Source organism: Modestobacter caceresii (assembly GCF_000761485.1).
Classification (GTDB): Bacteria; Actinomycetota; Actinomycetes; order Mycobacteriales; family Geodermatophilaceae; genus Modestobacter; species Modestobacter caceresii.
Genome location: NZ_JPMX01000084.1, coordinates 1 through 15071, shown reverse-complemented (window position 1 = coordinate 15071; position 15071 = coordinate 1). Strand labels below are relative to the sequence as shown.

Here is a 15071-nt window from a genome sequence, read left to right as displayed (position 1 = left end):
TGCTGTGGACGTCGACCCGATCGCTGCCGCGGTAGCCGCGATCGTCGCCGCTCAGTGCATGGAGTCGCTGGCCTACGCACAGCGGGGGCTGGGTCAGGGGGTGCGTCAGGACATCTTCGCCGAGGGTGGGGCGATCCTGCGGGCCCGCCGGCGGTACCAGCGCCTGGTCGGATGGTTCGGCCACGCCGTCCTGGCCGTGGCGATCGTCCTGCTCTACTCGCTGTTCTTCGCCGCGGTAGGCAACGACCACCTGGCCTGGTGGGGCCTGTTCACCGGCGCCGTGCATGCCGCCCTCGGCGGAGTGGTGGTCGGTGCGTGGCCTGACCTGCATCCGGACATCCCTGGGCGCCTGGCGCCGCCGGGGGTGTTCTACCGGCACTACAGCCGGCGCGACGTGATCACCTTCTGCGTCGGCCACCTGGTCTTCGGAGCCGTAGCCGGCACCGTCTACGCCGCCGTGCACCCCGGACTGCCACTCAGTGCAGCCTTGTGATCAGGTCTCCAGCTCGGGGCGGGTGGTGCGCAACGGGGCGAGGGCGGACGCCTGGAGGGGTGTCCCTCTGCGGTGGCAAGAGGGTGGACCTCCAGGCGGGCCTCGAGGTCTGCGGCGGGGCGGCGCGCTCGGCGTGGGTGTACGCGGCCGCCGCGGTCCATACGCGGCCCCAGCAGGCGTTCCGAGCGGGGGATGTGCAGCAATGCGTCGCGCAGCCGGGTGGACCGGGCGGCGAGGTCGACTTCGTAGCCGGCGAGCACGGTCAGCTCGGCGAGGGTCTCGTCATCGATGCTGATCCGGCGCAGGGTGTGGGGGATCGTGCGGGCGGCGTCGGCGATGACGTAGGCGTCGCGGGCGCCGGTCTTGCCCTCGCCGGGGTGCTGGTAGGCGATCCGGCGCATCGCCACCCCAGGCAGGTAGTCGACCGCGATGCCCAGCGAGCGGGCGACGGCGATCGGCAGCGCTCTGACCGAGGCCGGCTGGTCGACGATGGCCAGCAGCGGGCCGTGCTCGGCCCGGTGGGTGAACACCTCGGCCAGTGCGGTCTCGTCGGTGAGCAGCGCCCGGCCGCCGGCCGCCGGGGTCCAGGGCGCAGGCGTGATGTTCGGCCTTGCCTACTACGTCGAGCCCGGAGGAGTTGGCGCTGAGCAGTGCGTCGGTCAACTCGAACAGGGCAGACTGATCCTGGGCCTTCGTGGGTGTCTTGTTCTGCGAGTTCCTGGGCGGGTTCTCGCAGAGCCTCACGCGGCAGCCCCTCGACGTCGTCGTCCGACACGATCACCGAGGCGAGGAGCCCGATCTGCACCACTCCAGCGGACTCTCCCGAGCCCCTGAGTGCTGTCCGGGTGGCACAGGACGCGGCACGACGGGCGGGAGGACGGAACACTGATGGATACGAGCCAGGAGTCGGTGCGGATCTTGGAGGCGGACCCCGGGCTCGGCGAGGGACTGAGCGGCGGCCAGCTGGCGGTCGCCCGTGGAGCGGTCGTGGCGTCCGTCCAACGGCTGGGCGCGGGGCTGTGGCGTGGCGCGGACGAGCAGGTGCCAGCCGGGGGGTTCCTGGTGCTCGAGGGGTGCATCGCCCGTGAGGTGTCGATCCTCGGGGAGACCGCCGCTATCGAGTTCCTCGCCGAAGGCGACCTGCTGCGTCCGTCCGGAGAGGTAGGGGCCGCGTCAGTCGACTCCCGGGTCGTCTGGCGGGCCCTCGAGCCGACGCGTCTGGCGGTTCTCGACCGCGACTTCCTGCTCGCCGTGAGACCGTGGCCGGAGCTGATGGCGGGATTGCTCGAACGGCAGGAGCGCCGGGCGGACTGGCTGGCCAACGTCCTGGCCATCAGCCACCTCTCCCGCGTGGATCTGCGAGTCCTCGTCCTGTTCTGGCTGTTCGCCGACCGCTGGGGGAAGGTCCGGGGCGATGAGGTGAGAGTGCCCATCCCGTTGACGCACCTGAACATCGCCCACCTGATCGGAGCGCGGCGCCCCACCGTGACGACCACGCTCAACAAGCTCACCGAGGCTGGGTTGCTCCTGCAGGAGAGCAACGGGTACTGGCTGCTGCGCGGGGGGCCGCCTGAGCAGCAGCGGGACGTGCTCGACAAGATCGCTGCGCTGCGGCCAGGGCGGACCGCTCCTCGGGCCTGAGGATCCCTACAACTGATGTCAGTTGGCTGACATCAGCGCTCGGCGCCGGTGTAGCGGCACCCCTTCCTGAGCATGAGCGTCACGTGTCTTCATCCCAGTCCTTCGGGCCGCAGGGCCGGGTCTCGCCGGCACCGGTGCGCAACGGAAGGGCCTCGGTGTTCACCGGCGCGGGCGGGCGCCGGCGCGCCCCCTCGATGGATGAAGCGTTGAGCACGGGCACCGGACCGCTGCGACCATGACGCCGATTGCGAACTACGCCCTCCTCGGTGACTGCCAGGGTGCCGCGCTGGTGGCGCTGGACGGTTCAGTTGACTGGTGGTGCCCGGCCCGGTTCGACGCGCCCAGCGTGTTCGCGCGCCTGCTCGATCCCGGGGCCGGTCACTGGTCGATCCGGCCACGCGACGAGTGGACCGCGACCCGCCGCTACGTCGAGGGCAGCATGGTCATGCAGACGGACTTCACCACTGCCAGCGGTGTTCTGCGGCTGACCGACGCGCTGGCCCTGGGAGCGGGAGAGCGGGGCCACCAGATCGGCCACGCCTCCCCGCACCTGCTCGTGCGGCAGGTGGAGGCCGTACGAGGCGAGGTCGAGATCGACGTCGAACTGGCCGTGCGCCTGGAATACGGCTTGATCACCCCCCAGATCACATCGACTCCGCAAGGGATCGAGCTCGGCGGCGGAGCCGAGCGGCTCGCGCTCACCGCCGACCGGCCGCTGAGCGTTGCGGACGGGAAGGTCACAGCGCGGTTCGCCCTTCGGGAAGGGGAGAGCGCCGTTTTCGCGCTCCACCACCGCGCGGCCGTGCAACCGCCAACTGCTGCGCTCGACGGACGCGCGGCCCTGGCCGACACCGTCGCCGGGTGGCAGTCCTGGAGCCAGCTGCATCAGGGCTACCAGGGCCCCTACCGGGAGCAGGTCACGCGCGCCGGGCTGGTGTTGCAGGCGCTGACCTACCGGCCCACCGGCGCGGTGATCGCCGCGGCCACGACCTCGCTGCCGGAGACGCCCGGCGGCAGCGCCAACTGGGACTACCGGTTCGGCTGGTTGCGCGACGGCAGCTTCACCCTCAAGGCGCTGTGGGTCGCGGCCTGCCCGGACGAGGGGGAGCGGTTCTTCGACTGGATGGCCACCTCCACCGGTTCGGTCGGCGAGGGGCAGGTGCCCATCATGTTCGGAGCCGGAGGAGAGCGAGACCTCACCGAGCACGAGCTGGACCACCTGGCCGGCTTCGCCGGCAGCCGACCGGTCCGGGTGGGCAACGACGCCTGGACCCAGAAGCAGCTGGACGTGCTGGGGGAGGTGCTGGAGTGCGCGTGGGTGCTGCGCGACCAGCTCGGGGAGCTCAGCCCGTCGACCGCGGCGTTCCTCCGCTCCCTGGCCGACCGGGCGGCCGCCACGTGGCATGAGCCGGACGCCGGCATCTGGGAGGGCCGCGAAGGCGATCGCGACTACGTGACCTCGAAGGTCATGTGCTGGGTCGCCCTGGACCGTGCGGTCGAGCTGGCCGACCGCCTCGGCCCGGAGGCGGACGTGGCGCGGTGGAAGCAGGCGCGGGAGGAGGTGCGCGCCGCGATCCTGAAGCGTGGCTGGAACGAGTCGGTCCAGGCATTCACGGGGGCCTTCGACTCCGACCATCTCGACGCCGGCGTGCTGCTGCTGCCGATCGTCGGGTTCCTCCCCGGCGACGACGAACGGGTCGTGGCGACCCTCGACGCGATCGAGCGGGAACTGTCCAAAGACGCATTGGTGCAGCGCTGGACAGGTTCGGGGGACGAGGGGGCGTTCGTCATCTGCTCGTACTGGCTGGCCGCCGGCCGGGCAATGGCCGGACAGGTCGACCGCGCCAAGCAGATCTTCGAGACCGTCACCGGCTACGCCAACGACGTCGGGCTGCTGTCGGAGGAGATCGACCTGCGGGACAGGGGCCTGATCGGCAACTTCCCGCAGGCGCTGTCCCACATCGGCCTGGTCAACGCAGCCTGGGCCATCGCCCAAGCCGAGAACCCCCACCGACCGGACCAGCCGAACTAGGGACCGCAGACGAGCGGACCGGCAGGACCACGTAGCAGGACAAAGAAGGGCAAGAACATGGGAAAGCTCCAGGACAAGGTCGCGCTCATCACCGGATCTGACTCCGGGATCGGGCAGGCCACCGCCATCGAGTTCGCACGCCAAGGCGCCGACGTGGTGGTGCACTACCTCGAGGACGAGCAGGGCGCGAACTCCACCCGCGAGCAGGTCGAGGCCCAGGGCCGCCGGGCGATCGTCGTCCAGGGCGACCACGGCTACGAAGACCAGGTGCAGGCCATGTTCCAGGCGGCGCTCGACGCCTTCGGCCGGGTCGACATCCTGATGAACAACGCCAGCGTCGACGCCTCGGGCACCTACGTCGCCGACCTGGAGATCGAGGACTTCGAGCGCACGCTGCGCAGCAACCTCATCGGGCAGCTGATCTGCTGCAAGCACTTCATCAACCACCGCAAGCAGCAGGGCGGCGGCGGCAAGATCATCAACACCACGTCGGTGCACCAGGAGCAAGCCCGCGCTGGGGCGGCGGACTACGACTGCTCCAAGGGTGCGCTGCGCAACCTCACCCGCACCCTGGTGCTCGAGGTCTCCGAGATGGGCATGACGGTGAACAACATCGCCCCCGGCATGGTGCTCACGCCCTTCAACCAGAAGGCGATCGACGACCCGGAGTACCGCGAGCAGCAGGTAGAGAGCATCCCACTCAAGCGGGCCGCACAGCCGGAGGAGATCGGCCGGCTCGCGGTGTTCCTCGCCTCCAGCGACGGCGACTACGTCACCGGCGCCACCTACGTGATGGACGGCGGACTGATGCAGATGTCGGGCCAGGGAGCCTGACACCAGCCATACCGCAGCGACGAGCTGTCCAACGGCGGGGCACAGTGGGCGGCTGCATGCCGGTCGCCCACTGTGCCGTGCGGCTTGGCCACCGTGCCTGCTAGAAACGATGGAGACCGCATGACCCTGACTGCCCCCGCCACACCGACCCTGCTCGCGCGGTTCCTCGACGTCCGCGCCCTGACCGAGCGTCTGGCTGCGCCGTTGTCACCGGAGGACCAGACCGCGCAGTCGATGCCCGACGCCAGCCCGGCGAAGTGGCACCGCGCTCACACGTCGTGGTTCTTCGAGGAGTTCCTGCTCGACCCCGCAGGAGGTTACCGGCCGTTCGACCCGACGTTCGGGTACCTGTTCAACTCCTACTACGAAGCTGTGGGCCCACGGCATCCGCGCCCGGAGCGTGGGCTGGTCACCCGCCCCTCGGCCGACGAGGTCGGCCGCTACCGGGAGCACGTCGGGCAGGCCGTCGCCGCGTTGATCGAGCGGGGGCTGGACGAGGCGCAGGCCGAGGTTGTCGAGCTGGGCCTCAACCACGAGCAGCAGCACCAGGAACTGCTGGTCATGGACGCCCTGCACCTGCTCTCCCGCCACCCGTTCGGCCCGGCGATGATCGACTGGCCGGTGGAGGATGACCCCGACCCTGAGCCGTTGACCTGGCGCCCGGTGCCCGGCGGGCTGTACGAGGTCGGCCACGACGGCGCCGGCTTCGCCTATGACAACGAGGGCCTGCGGCACACCGTGCACCTGGTGCCGTTCGAGATCGCCGAACGCGCGGTCACCAACGAGGACTGGCTGGCCTTCACCGCCGACGGCGGTTACACCCGGCCGGAGCTGTGGCTGTCCGACGGTTGGGCCGCGGTCCAGCAGCAGGGCTGGCAGGCACCGGGCTACTGGCAGGAGCAGGACGGCCAGTGGATGGTCTTCGGTTCGGGAGGTGTGCGGACGCTGCGCCGGGCCGAGCCGGTCTGCCACGTCTCGTTCTACGAGGCCGACGCCTACGCCCGCTGGGCCGGTGCCCGCCTGCCCACCGAGGCCGAATGGGAGGTTGCCGCCGGCGACGTGGCCGAGCTGCGCGGTCAGCTGCTCGACCCCGACCGGCTGCACCCCGGCGTCGCCGGCCGTCACATGCTCGGCGATGTGTGGGAGTGGACCTCCAGCGCCTACCTGCCCTACCCCGGCTTCCGCCCGGTGGAGGGCGCGGTCGGGGAGTACAACGGCAAGTTCATGTCCGACCAGCACGTGCTGCGCGGTGCGAGCTGCGCGACCCCGGCGGGGCATGAGCGGCTCACCTACCGCAACTTCTACCCCGCCGCCGCCCGGTGGGCGTTCGCCGGACTGCGGCTGGCGCGCCCGTGACCGCCGTCCACGACCCGGCGTCCCCGTGCGACGGCGGGATGCTGGATATCGCGGCAGCCGAGTTGGCGCTCCGGATGGATCGCCACCTGCCGCCGGCGGCGATGCGGGACGCGCTGGAGGCCGACGTCCGAGTAGGGCTGAGCGCCACCCCGAAGACACTGCCGCCGAAGTGGTTCTACGACGCCCGCGGCTCGCAGCTGTTCGCGGACATCACCCGGTTGCCGGAGTACTACCCCACCCGGCGGGAACGCGCGATCCTGCAGGCGCACGCCTCCGAGATCGCCGGGCTGTCGGCAGCCGACACCTTGGTCGAGCTGGGCAGCGGAACGTCGGAGAAGACCCGCCTGCTCCTCGACGCGCTCGGCGAGGCCGGCACGCTCCGACGTTACGTGCCCGTCGACGTGGACCAGACCGTGCTCACGCAGTCCGGCGAGGCCGTGGCCGGTGAGTACCGGATCGAGGTGCACGCCGTCGTGGCTGACTTCGAGCACCACCTGCCGCTGCTCCCGGCCGGTGGCCGCCGGCTGGTCGCCTTCCTCGGCGGCACGATCGGCAACCTGCTGCCCGCGCAGCGCGCCCGATTCCTGCGCACGCTGGCGTCGACGATGGCAGCCGGGGACACCCTGCTGCTCGGCACCGACCTGGTGAAAGACCCCGCGCGGCTGGTCGCCGCCTACGACGACGCGGCGGGTGTGACGGCTGAGTTCAACCGCAACGTGCTGCACGTGATCGCCCGCGAGCTCGGCGCGGACGTCGACCCCGACGCGTTCGCACACGTCGCGCTGTGGAACGCGGAGAACGAGTGGATCGAGATGCGCCTGCGGTCGCTGCGGGAGCAGGTGGTGCGCGTCCTCGACCTGGAGGTGCACTTCGCCCAGGGGGAGGAGCTGCGCACCGAGGTCAGCGCCAAGTTCCGCCGCGAGCGGGTCGCCGACGAACTCACCGCCGCCGGCTTGCGGCTGAGGTCCTGGTGGACCGACCCATAGGGCGACTACGCGCTCTCCCTGGCGACCAAGGCGACCCCGTGACCCCGGGCGCCGAGCGGAATCGTGGCGATCCGAGGATGGAGCCAGGAAGTGAGGTCGACGAGCACGTGCGAGAACTGGCCAGTGGGTGCCAGTACACGGTCGTGTACGGCAACGACCGCGTCACCGTCGTCGAGGTCGGCGGCGAGCTGCGGTCCTACGTAGCCGGCCGGGGTGAGCTGCTCGACGGGACCCCGAGGGCGAGCTGGCACCAGCGCACGTGGCCAGCTCCTGGTCCCCTGGCCCCAATCGGCTGCGCGACGGCCAGTACACCTGGGCCCCATCGGAGCGGGCCTAGCGTGGCCCTGAGGAAGGAGACAGCATGACCCCAGAGCATCGTCAACCGAAGGTGGTCGTCGTCACCGGCGCGAGCGCCGGGCTGGGGCGGGCCATCGCGCATGCCTTCGGCGACCGCGGTGACCGTGTCGCCCTGCTCGCCCGCAACCGCGACGGCCTGGAGGCGGCCGCGGACGAGGTGCGGGCCCGTGGCGGGCAGCCGCTGGTGCTCGAGGTCGATGTCGCCGACGACGGCCAGGTGGAGGCGGCCGCCGAGCGGGTGGAGCGCGAACTCGGGCCGATCGACGTCTGGGTGAACAACGCCATGGCGGCGGTGTTCGCCCCGTTCCTGGAGGTCAGTCCTGAGGAGTACCGACGCGGTGTGGAGGTCACCTTCCTGGGCTCGGTCAACGGCGCACGCGCTGCCCTGCGCCGGATGACCGAGCGCGACAGGGGACACCTGATCCAGATCGGCTCGTCGCTGGCGTTCCGCGGCATCCCGTTGCAGTCGGTGTACTGCGCGTCCAAGCATGCGCTCAACGGCCTGTACGACTCACTCCGCGCCGAACTGCTGCACGACGGCAGCCGGGTGCAGATCACGTCGGTGCACATGCCGGCGATGAACACCCCGCAGTTCCGGCTGGGACTGGCCAAGATGCCCCGCAAGCCCCAGCCGGTGCCACCGATCTACCAGCCGGAGGTGGCCGCGTGGGCGGTCGTCTGGGCCAGCGAGCACCGGCGCCGGGAGGTCTGGGTGGGAGCGTCCACGGTGGGCACCATCCTCGGCAGTCGAGTGGCCGGCGGGCTGCTGGACCACTACCTGGGCCGTACCGGCTACTCCTCCCAGCAGACCGATGAGCCGGCCGATCCGGATGCGCCGAACTATCTGTTCTCTCCGGTGCCCGGCGACCACGGCACCCACGGCCCGTTCGACGACCGGGCTCACGGCCGCAGCGTCCAGCTGCCGCTGAGCCTGCACCGCAGCGCGCTTGCAGCCGGCGTGGGCCTGCTCGGCGCGGCCGCCGTCGGACTCGTGCGACGACGCTGACGTGAGGCCTGGCCGCCGCTGGGGCGGCCAGACCACGAGCTGCTCGTCGAGTTGAGCAATCTGGGCACGTGGATGCTGCACTGCCACATCTCCGAGCACCTCGAGGCCGGGATGAGCATGGCGCTCACCGTTCGGTGATCGAACGGCGTCCCCGCGCGAGGATCGTCGCGAGGACAGGCGACGGTCCCGTCGGGGACCAAGGCCGTGCCCGATGCCCGTGGATGTGGAGGAGCCGGGCGGACCGGAGCGAGAAGCCCGCTGAGCAGCTTGAGTCGTCGGCCGCGCAGGGACGAAGGTGATCCGGGTCAGAGTTGTCGGACGTCGGCTTCGACGGCTTCGAAGGCCTTGCGTGCGGCAATCAGGACCGGGTCCCACACCGGTGCAAACGGTGGTGCGTAGGCCAGGTCCAGGGAGAGGATCTGGTCGACGGTCATCTCGTTCCAGATGCAGATGGCCAGGGCGTCGATGCGCTTGGCGGCCGCCTCCCGGCCGACCACCTGCGCGCCGAGCAGCCGCCCGCTGCGTCGTTCGGCGATCATCTTGACCCGGATGGGGCGGGAGCCGGGGAAGTAGCCGGCCTTGGTCGTGGAGTCCACCGACGCGGTGACGAACGAGTAACCGGCCACCAGCGCTTCCTCGCTGGACAGGCCGGTGCGGGCCACCTCGAGGTCGCAGACCTTGGTGATCGCGGTGCCGATCACGCCGGGAAATGTCGCGTAGCCGCCGCCGATGTTGATGCCTGCGACACGGCCCTGCTTGTTGGCGTGCGTGCCGAGCGCCACCACCACCGGCTCCGGGAGGTGTCGTCCATTGGCAGCATCACCGACTGCTATGACTGTGAGCATTGGAGGGGTCGCTGCGGTGGCGGCCTGACCCTTGTTACGACCCGCCCAGCGGGTGCCTTCGCGTTGACGTGTCGACCGCTGCCGCAGCGACGCCCGGGCCGCCGGCCGGGCGGTCGTGACCTGATAGGAGCCTGATCGCAGCAGGTCCCATCGCAGTCCTGTCCGTCCCGCCCAACCAGCGGGATACGACCGAGATCTGTGAGGAGACCTCGGCCATGAACAGGATGACCTTGCGCCGCGATGATGTCGTCGTCGGCGTCGACACACACAAGGACGAACACGCCGTGGTGGTGCTCGACGGTCTCGGCGAAAAGCGCGCCCAGCAGTTCGTGCCGGCCACCGCGGAGGGGTTCGCGCACTCGAGACCGTCGCGACCGGCCACATCGGGCCGCACGGTCGGCTGGTCGCCTTCGGTGTCGAGGGCACCGGGTCCTACGGCATCGGGCTTGCCCGGTTCCTCCGCCGGCAGGGCCAGCACGTCCGCGAGGTCAACCGTCCCCCGCGCAAGGGCGAGCGGCGGCTGTCTGGCAAGAGCGACCTGATCGACGCCGAGCACGCCGCTCGCCAGCTCCTACCGGCGTGAAGCTGGCCACCCCGAAGACCGCAGATGGCGACGTCGAGTCGCTGCGGCTGCTCAAGATCGCCCGGGACACCGCCGTCAAGGCCCGCACCGCCGCCATGATCGCGCTCAAGGCGACGCTGGTGACCGCCGCCGACGAACTGCGCGCGGAGCTGGAGCCCCTCACCGATCACAAGCTCATCCAGGCCTGCGCGGCGCTCGACTCTGCCGCAAACCTCTCGGCGTCGGACGCGGCGATGTGGCATGTGCTGGCATCGCTGGCGCGCCGATGGCTGCAGCTGCACGACGAAATCGCGGTGCATAGTCGGCACCTGCAGTCCCTGACCAGGGCAGCCGCGCCGCAGCTGCTCGAGCTCGTCGGGGTCGGCTTCGACATCGCCGCCGAGGTGCTGGTGACCGCCGGGGACAACACCGACCGGGTCCGCTCCGAGGCCGCCTTCGCCAAGATGTGCGGCGCCTGCCCCATACCCGCCGGCTCCGGGCGGACCAACGGGTGGCACCGGCCCTACCGCGGCGGCAACCGGCAGGCCAACGCCGCCCTCTACCGCGCCGTCATCGTCCGCATGCGCTGGCACCAGCCGACCATCGACTACGTCACCCGCCGCACCGCCGAAGGCCTGTCCAAGCGCAAAATCATCCGCTGCCTCAAGCGATATGTGGTTCCCCCGAAATCGTGGAGGACTTTCTATGCCGCGTCTCGGTTGAGCGCGGCGATTTCGTAGTTGATCGGTGACAGGCCTCCGGCGGAGCTGTGTCGGCGGGTGTGGTTGTAGAACCCGTAGCACCAGTCCATCACGGCGGCCTGTGCTGCCCTCGTGGTGGCGAAGTCGTGCCGGGACAGCACCTCCCACTCGAGGCTGGAGAAGAACGCCTCGGCCGCGGCGTTGTCGAAGCAAGAGCCGACTCGTCCCATCGACTGGCGGATGCCCAGCCGCCGACACAGGGCGGTGAACCGGTCGGCGGTGTAGGTCGACCCACGATCGGGGTGGAAGATGACCCCGGCGATGCGCTCAGCGCCGCCGCGGGCCGCCACGGCCATCTCGATCGCCGCGCAGGCCAGCTGCGCGTCCGGGTGCAGCCCGGTGGCTGCGCCGAGCAGCCGCCGGGAGTACAGGTCGATCACCGTTGCCAGGTACAGCTTCCCGGCCGCGGTCGGGACCTCGGTCATGTCCCCCACCCAGCGGGTGTTCGGCGCGCTGGCGGTGAAGTCCCGGCGGAGCAGGTCGGGGAACTTCGCCGCGGTCTTGTCCTGCCGGGTCAGCCCGTTGCGCCGGCGAATCACGCGGGCGACCAGGCCCTGACGGCGCATCGAGTCGGCGACAGTCTTCTCCGACACCGTCCAGCCGGCCTCCCGCAGATCGGTCACCAGCCGGGGCGAGCCGTGCAGCCCGCGCACGGCTTTGAACGCCTTCGCGACCGCGGCGTCGACCTCGGCACGCCGCTGCTCGGTGGGCGTCGGCGTCCGGGACGACCACTTGTAGAACCAGGACTCCGACACCCCGAGCAGGGCGCAGGTGATCGTGTGCGGCACCCGGTAGTTGGTCCTCTGGTCGGCGATGAAGCGGGCCACGCTCACTTCGTCGCCTCCTTCACCCACAGGACCACCGATCGCTTGAGGACATCGCGCTCCATCCGCAGCTCGGCGTTCTCCGCGCGCAGCCGCTTGAGCTCCTCGATGTCACCTCGGGACAGGCCCTCGGTGCCCTTCCGGGCCTCCCGGGCCTTGTTCACCCAGTTGCCCAGCGTGCCCTCGTTGACCCCCAGGTCACGGGCGACCTGGGCGATGGGCTTCCCGGTCTCTTCGACGATTCGGACCGCTCCCTCGCGGAACTCCCGGTCGTACTTCTTGCGGATCTCTGGCATCGCTACCCCTTATAGCTGATGCCTCCGCGGTCTCGGGGGAACCTCAGTGTCTGTTGCGGGCGTAGCGGGCCAGCACGATCCGGCGGGTGCCGGATGCTCGGGTGATCGGTGAGGTGCCGGCGTAGTTCTTGCGGGCCTTGGCGTCGACGTAGCGGGCGTGGTCGTCACCGAACTCGGCGAGCACCCGGGCGCCGAGGATCGGTCCCAGCCCGGGCTGGCTGGTCACGATGTCAGCGTCCGGGTGCCGGCCAAAACCCTCGGCCACCACCGCCTGCAGAGAAGTGATCTCGTTGTTCAGGCCGGAGATGAGGCGGACGTGGCTGGCCACGATCGCGGCGTAGGCGGCCTCGATCTCCGGTGCCAGGCGCAGCGCCGGCGCCCGCAGCACGGCCTGGATCGCCTCGGCCTTGGCCTCGACATCGCGGCGGCGGGCCCGGGTCAGCGCCGCGGTGATCTTCGATCTGGACAGCCGGGCCGCCCGCGCGGGATCCGGAGCGCGCTCCAGCAGCTCCAGCGCATCGGCCGCGGTCAGCTCGGGGAAGGCCTCGATCGCGGCGGGGAAGAACTCCCGCAGCGCCGACCGGAGCCGTTGCAGGTGGCGGGTGCGGTCCCAGATCGCGCTCTGATGCACCCGCGCGACCATCTTCAGCCCCTCCACCTGCGGGCTGTCACCGGCCACCGGCCGGTGGTGAGCCCGGTCCAGCCGGATGATCTCGGCCAGCACGTGCGCATCCCCCCGGTCGGACTTGGCACCGGAGGCGCCGTGTCGTTCCCGGTAGCGGGCTACCTGCACCGGATTGAGCGGGAACACCTGGTAGCCGGCCGCCACCAGCGCAGACACCCACGTGCCACGGTCGGTCTCGATCCCGATCACCACGCTCTGCGCCACGAACCCCGTCGCGGGGTCGACATCGTCCTCGGTTAGGTGCTCGGCGATCAACTCGTGCAGCCGGGTCAGCCCGGCGATGCCCTCGGGCAATCGGGCCCTGGCCAGCCGGTGCCCGTCCTCGTCCTGGACCTCGATGTCGTGGTGGTCCTCAGCCCAGTCATCACCCACGAACAGCACCCGTGCCTCCTCCGGTCGGCTCCTGCGGTCGGCAGCGCGGAGGAGACAGCCAGCGGACTAATGGTCAAGTGCTCACCGGACAACGCCCGGGACACGTCATCCCATCAGCGGTCAGGCCCCCTCACGACCGGTGGGCGCACGATCTGACGATAGGAATCAGGTGCGTTCCCGTCGGTGAGAGTGCTGACCCACCGGCCGCTACCGGCACCGAACCTGCCAGAGACCAGCAGGCCCGGTAAGCCCCATTAGTCGGTGAAGCGGACGGCGTCGAGCCGACGGCGGTCGACCTGGACGGTGAAGACGTCGGCCCGGCTGTAGTGGCCGGTCGGATCGAAGTTCTGCCGCTCTTCAGCCACGCGGCGCAGGTCGAGATCGGCGACCACCAGCCGCTCCTCGTCCACGACCGGTTCGACGACCCATGAGCCGTCAGGTCCGGCGATCGCCGACCCGCCCCGGCAGTAGTCGGTGACGCCGGCCTCCTGGAGCTCGGCGTAGAGGGGGAAGTCGGTGGGCACGTCCGACAAGGAGATCAGGCCGTTGGCCGCGAGGGAGAACACCCGGCCCTCCAGAGCCACGAACCGGGTGATGTCGGCGGTGTTGCGGGGGTTGCCCGGCCACACGCTGACGTGGAGTTCCTCGCCCTGGGCGTAGAGCGCGTGGCGTGCCTGCGGCATCCAGTTCTCCCAGCAGTTCAGCCCCCCGACGCGGGCGCCCGCGTACCGGTGGACCTGCAGGCCATGGCCGTCACCGGTGCCCCACACCAGGCGCTCTTCGTACGTCGGCATGAGCTTGCGGTGCGTGCTGACCACGCCTGCGCCCGGGTCGATCGCGACCAGTGTGCAGAACACCGTGCCCCGGGCTGAGCCGGTCGTCCGTTCCGTCGTCCCGAGGTAGACGAAGATCCCGAGGTCGCGTGCCGCCTCGGTGATCTGCCTGACCTCGGGACCGTCCATCGCCACGGCCGCCTCGAGATAGGCCGCGTAGGCGCGCTTCTGCGCGGGGTCGTCGAACCGTGCGCCGCCGGTCAGCTCCAGCCAGAACGGATAGCCGGACAGGAACGTCTCGGGGAAGGCCACCAGTTCGACGTCCTGCGCCGCCGCGTCCTCCAGCCAGTCAGTGATCTTCTTCGTGGTGGCCTGGGGGTCGAACCAGTACGGCCGGGCCTGGGCAGCGGCGATACGCACAGGTCGACGATAGGACACCGCCAGTGCACTCCCGTTCCGCCCTGACCGGTCGTCGGCGCTCACAGGGGTCCCGTCGCCTGGCAGGCGGAGGCAGATCCGCCCGATGACGACCACGGGTGAGCCCCCGCTCGATTTCCGGGTCCTGCGCACCTGCCGGGCAGGATGGGTTCATGGTGTCCTTCGCAACCAGCCCGATGAACACCCTGATGGAGGTCGCTGTCCGCTACGACCTGGCCGAGAGCACGTGCCCGGCACTGCGCATCGGGGATCTGGTCGGCGCCGACGCGCTGATCGACCTGCCGCTCGGCTACGGCACCTCCTCCGGTGGCGCGGAGTTGCGGGCGCTGGTCGCTGCCGGAGCCGGGGTGGACCCCGGGCAGGTGTTGCTGACGGTCGGGGCGATCGAGGGGATGTTCCTGCTCGCCCAGGACCGGTGCCGGCCCGGCGACGCCGTGCTCCTGGCGAGCCCGTGCTTTCCACCGGCCCGGAGCGTCCCCGAGGGACTCGAGGCGCGCGTGGACGTCGTGGCGCTGCGTTTCGACGATGGTTACCGGCTTCCTCTCGACGCGGTGGCAGACGCCCTCACGCCGCAGACCCGACTCGTGTCGCTGGCATCGCCGCAGAACCCGTCCGGGGTTCGGCTGACCGAGGAGGAGCTGCGCGGCGTGCTCGCGGCCGTCGACGAGCGTGCACCGGAAGCTGTCGTGCTGGTCGACGAGACCTACCGCGAGTCGACCTACGGGAACACGCCGGTGCCGGCTTCTGCCGCCTGTCAACGCCGGGCCAAAGTTGACCCCCTGTTGCCGATCGAAAGTTGACCCCTCGGGG

16 protein-coding genes are annotated in these 15071 nt (G+C 70.6%); 10 read left to right on the top strand and 6 right to left on the bottom strand.

The genetic code is table 11. The features are described 5' to 3' along the window. Nucleotides 1–4 precede the first annotated feature (4 nt). Entirely contained in the window at nt 5–493 is a 489-nt protein-coding gene (locus IN07_RS17720; RefSeq protein ID WP_036338143.1) for a hypothetical protein, read from the top strand. Here the strand turns inward: IN07_RS17720 and IN07_RS26485 are convergent. Continuing rightward, on the bottom strand, nt 448–1053 hold the full coding sequence (locus IN07_RS26485) for an IS110 family transposase (protein WP_407937441.1): 606 nt from the start codon (nt 1051–1053) through the stop codon (nt 448–450). The two genes, IN07_RS17720 and IN07_RS26485, sit on opposite strands and share 46 nt — an antisense overlap. A 328-nt stretch (nt 1054–1381) precedes the next feature. Between IN07_RS26485 and IN07_RS17710 the strand changes: the two genes are divergently transcribed. The 7 genes from IN07_RS17710 to IN07_RS26985 all read left to right on the top strand — a co-directional run bounded on the left by IN07_RS17710 (nt 1382) and on the right by IN07_RS26985 (nt 8843). Beyond that, nucleotides 1382–2134 (top strand): Crp/Fnr family transcriptional regulator, encoded by a 753-nt coding sequence (locus tag IN07_RS17710; protein WP_036338139.1) that lies wholly within the window; start codon nt 1382–1384, stop codon nt 2132–2134. A 235-nt stretch (nt 2135–2369) separates the two neighbouring features. Then, nucleotides 2370–4166 (top strand): glycoside hydrolase family 15 protein, encoded by a 1797-nt coding sequence (locus IN07_RS17705; protein WP_036338136.1) that lies wholly within the window; start codon nt 2370–2372, stop codon nt 4164–4166. 57 nt (nt 4167–4223) lie between these two features. Continuing rightward, nucleotides 4224–5000, top strand: a complete 777-nt coding sequence (locus tag IN07_RS17700; protein WP_036338134.1) for an SDR family NAD(P)-dependent oxidoreductase — start codon at nt 4224–4226, stop codon at nt 4998–5000. Between the two features lie 120 nt (nt 5001–5120). Continuing rightward, a complete protein-coding gene (gene egtB, locus IN07_RS17695) occupies nt 5121–6356 on the top strand; it encodes an ergothioneine biosynthesis protein EgtB (RefSeq protein ID WP_036338131.1) in 1236 nt (411 codons plus the stop codon). Nucleotides 6357–6430: 74 nt separating this feature from the next. Beyond that, nucleotides 6431–7342: an L-histidine N(alpha)-methyltransferase gene (egtD, locus tag IN07_RS17690; RefSeq protein ID WP_197058534.1), complete on the top strand. Its 912-nt coding sequence runs from the start codon at nt 6431–6433 to the stop codon at nt 7340–7342. 361 nt (nt 7343–7703) lie between these two features. Further along, nucleotides 7704–8705, top strand: a complete 1002-nt coding sequence (locus IN07_RS17680; protein WP_036338126.1) for an SDR family oxidoreductase — start codon at nt 7704–7706, stop codon at nt 8703–8705. A 51-nt stretch (nt 8706–8756) separates the two neighbouring features. Next, complete coding sequence (locus IN07_RS26985) at nt 8757–8843, top strand: multicopper oxidase domain-containing protein (RefSeq protein ID WP_081975512.1); 87 nt, start codon at nt 8757–8759, stop codon at nt 8841–8843. 167 nt (nt 8844–9010) lie between these two features. On the opposite strand, the gene IN07_RS17675 is transcribed toward IN07_RS26985, so the two are convergent. Further along, nucleotides 9011–9493, bottom strand: coding sequence for an NAD(P)/FAD-dependent oxidoreductase (locus IN07_RS17675; RefSeq protein ID WP_231558449.1), 483 nt, complete (start codon nt 9491–9493; stop codon nt 9011–9013). Nucleotides 9494–10129: 636 nt separating this feature from the next. Between IN07_RS17675 and IN07_RS17670 the strand changes: the two genes are divergently transcribed. After that, a complete protein-coding gene (locus tag IN07_RS17670; RefSeq protein WP_197058533.1) occupies nt 10130–10852 on the top strand; it encodes a transposase in 723 nt (240 codons plus the stop codon). Here IN07_RS17670 and IN07_RS17665 read toward each other — a convergent pair. From IN07_RS17665 to IN07_RS17650, 4 genes are all read right to left on the bottom strand, one after another. After that, the gene (locus IN07_RS17665) at nt 10816–11706 is read right to left on the bottom strand and encodes an IS3 family transposase (protein ID WP_036338124.1); all 891 of its coding nucleotides are present in this window, start codon (nt 11704–11706) and stop codon (nt 10816–10818) included. The two genes, IN07_RS17670 and IN07_RS17665, sit on opposite strands and share 37 nt — an antisense overlap. Next, a complete protein-coding gene (locus IN07_RS17660) occupies nt 11703–11993 on the bottom strand; it encodes a transposase (protein ID WP_036338121.1) in 291 nt (96 codons plus the stop codon). The genes IN07_RS17665 and IN07_RS17660 overlap by 4 nt, the downstream gene beginning before the upstream one ends. Before the next feature lie 43 nt (nt 11994–12036). Beyond that, nucleotides 12037–13059 carry an IS110 family transposase gene (locus tag IN07_RS17655; protein ID WP_036338243.1) on the bottom strand — a complete coding sequence of 341 codons (1023 nt, stop codon included), beginning with the start codon at nt 13057–13059 and terminating at the stop codon, nt 12037–12039. Nucleotides 13060–13304: 245 nt separating this feature from the next. Beyond that, nucleotides 13305–14243, bottom strand: a complete 939-nt coding sequence (locus IN07_RS17650) for a carbon-nitrogen hydrolase family protein (protein WP_036338119.1) — start codon at nt 14241–14243, stop codon at nt 13305–13307. A 116-nt stretch (nt 14244–14359) separates the two neighbouring features. Between IN07_RS17650 and IN07_RS17645 the strand changes: the two genes are divergently transcribed. Then, a complete protein-coding gene (locus tag IN07_RS17645; protein WP_052091440.1) occupies nt 14360–15061 on the top strand; it encodes a pyridoxal phosphate-dependent aminotransferase in 702 nt (233 codons plus the stop codon). Nucleotides 15062–15071 lie beyond the last annotated feature (10 nt).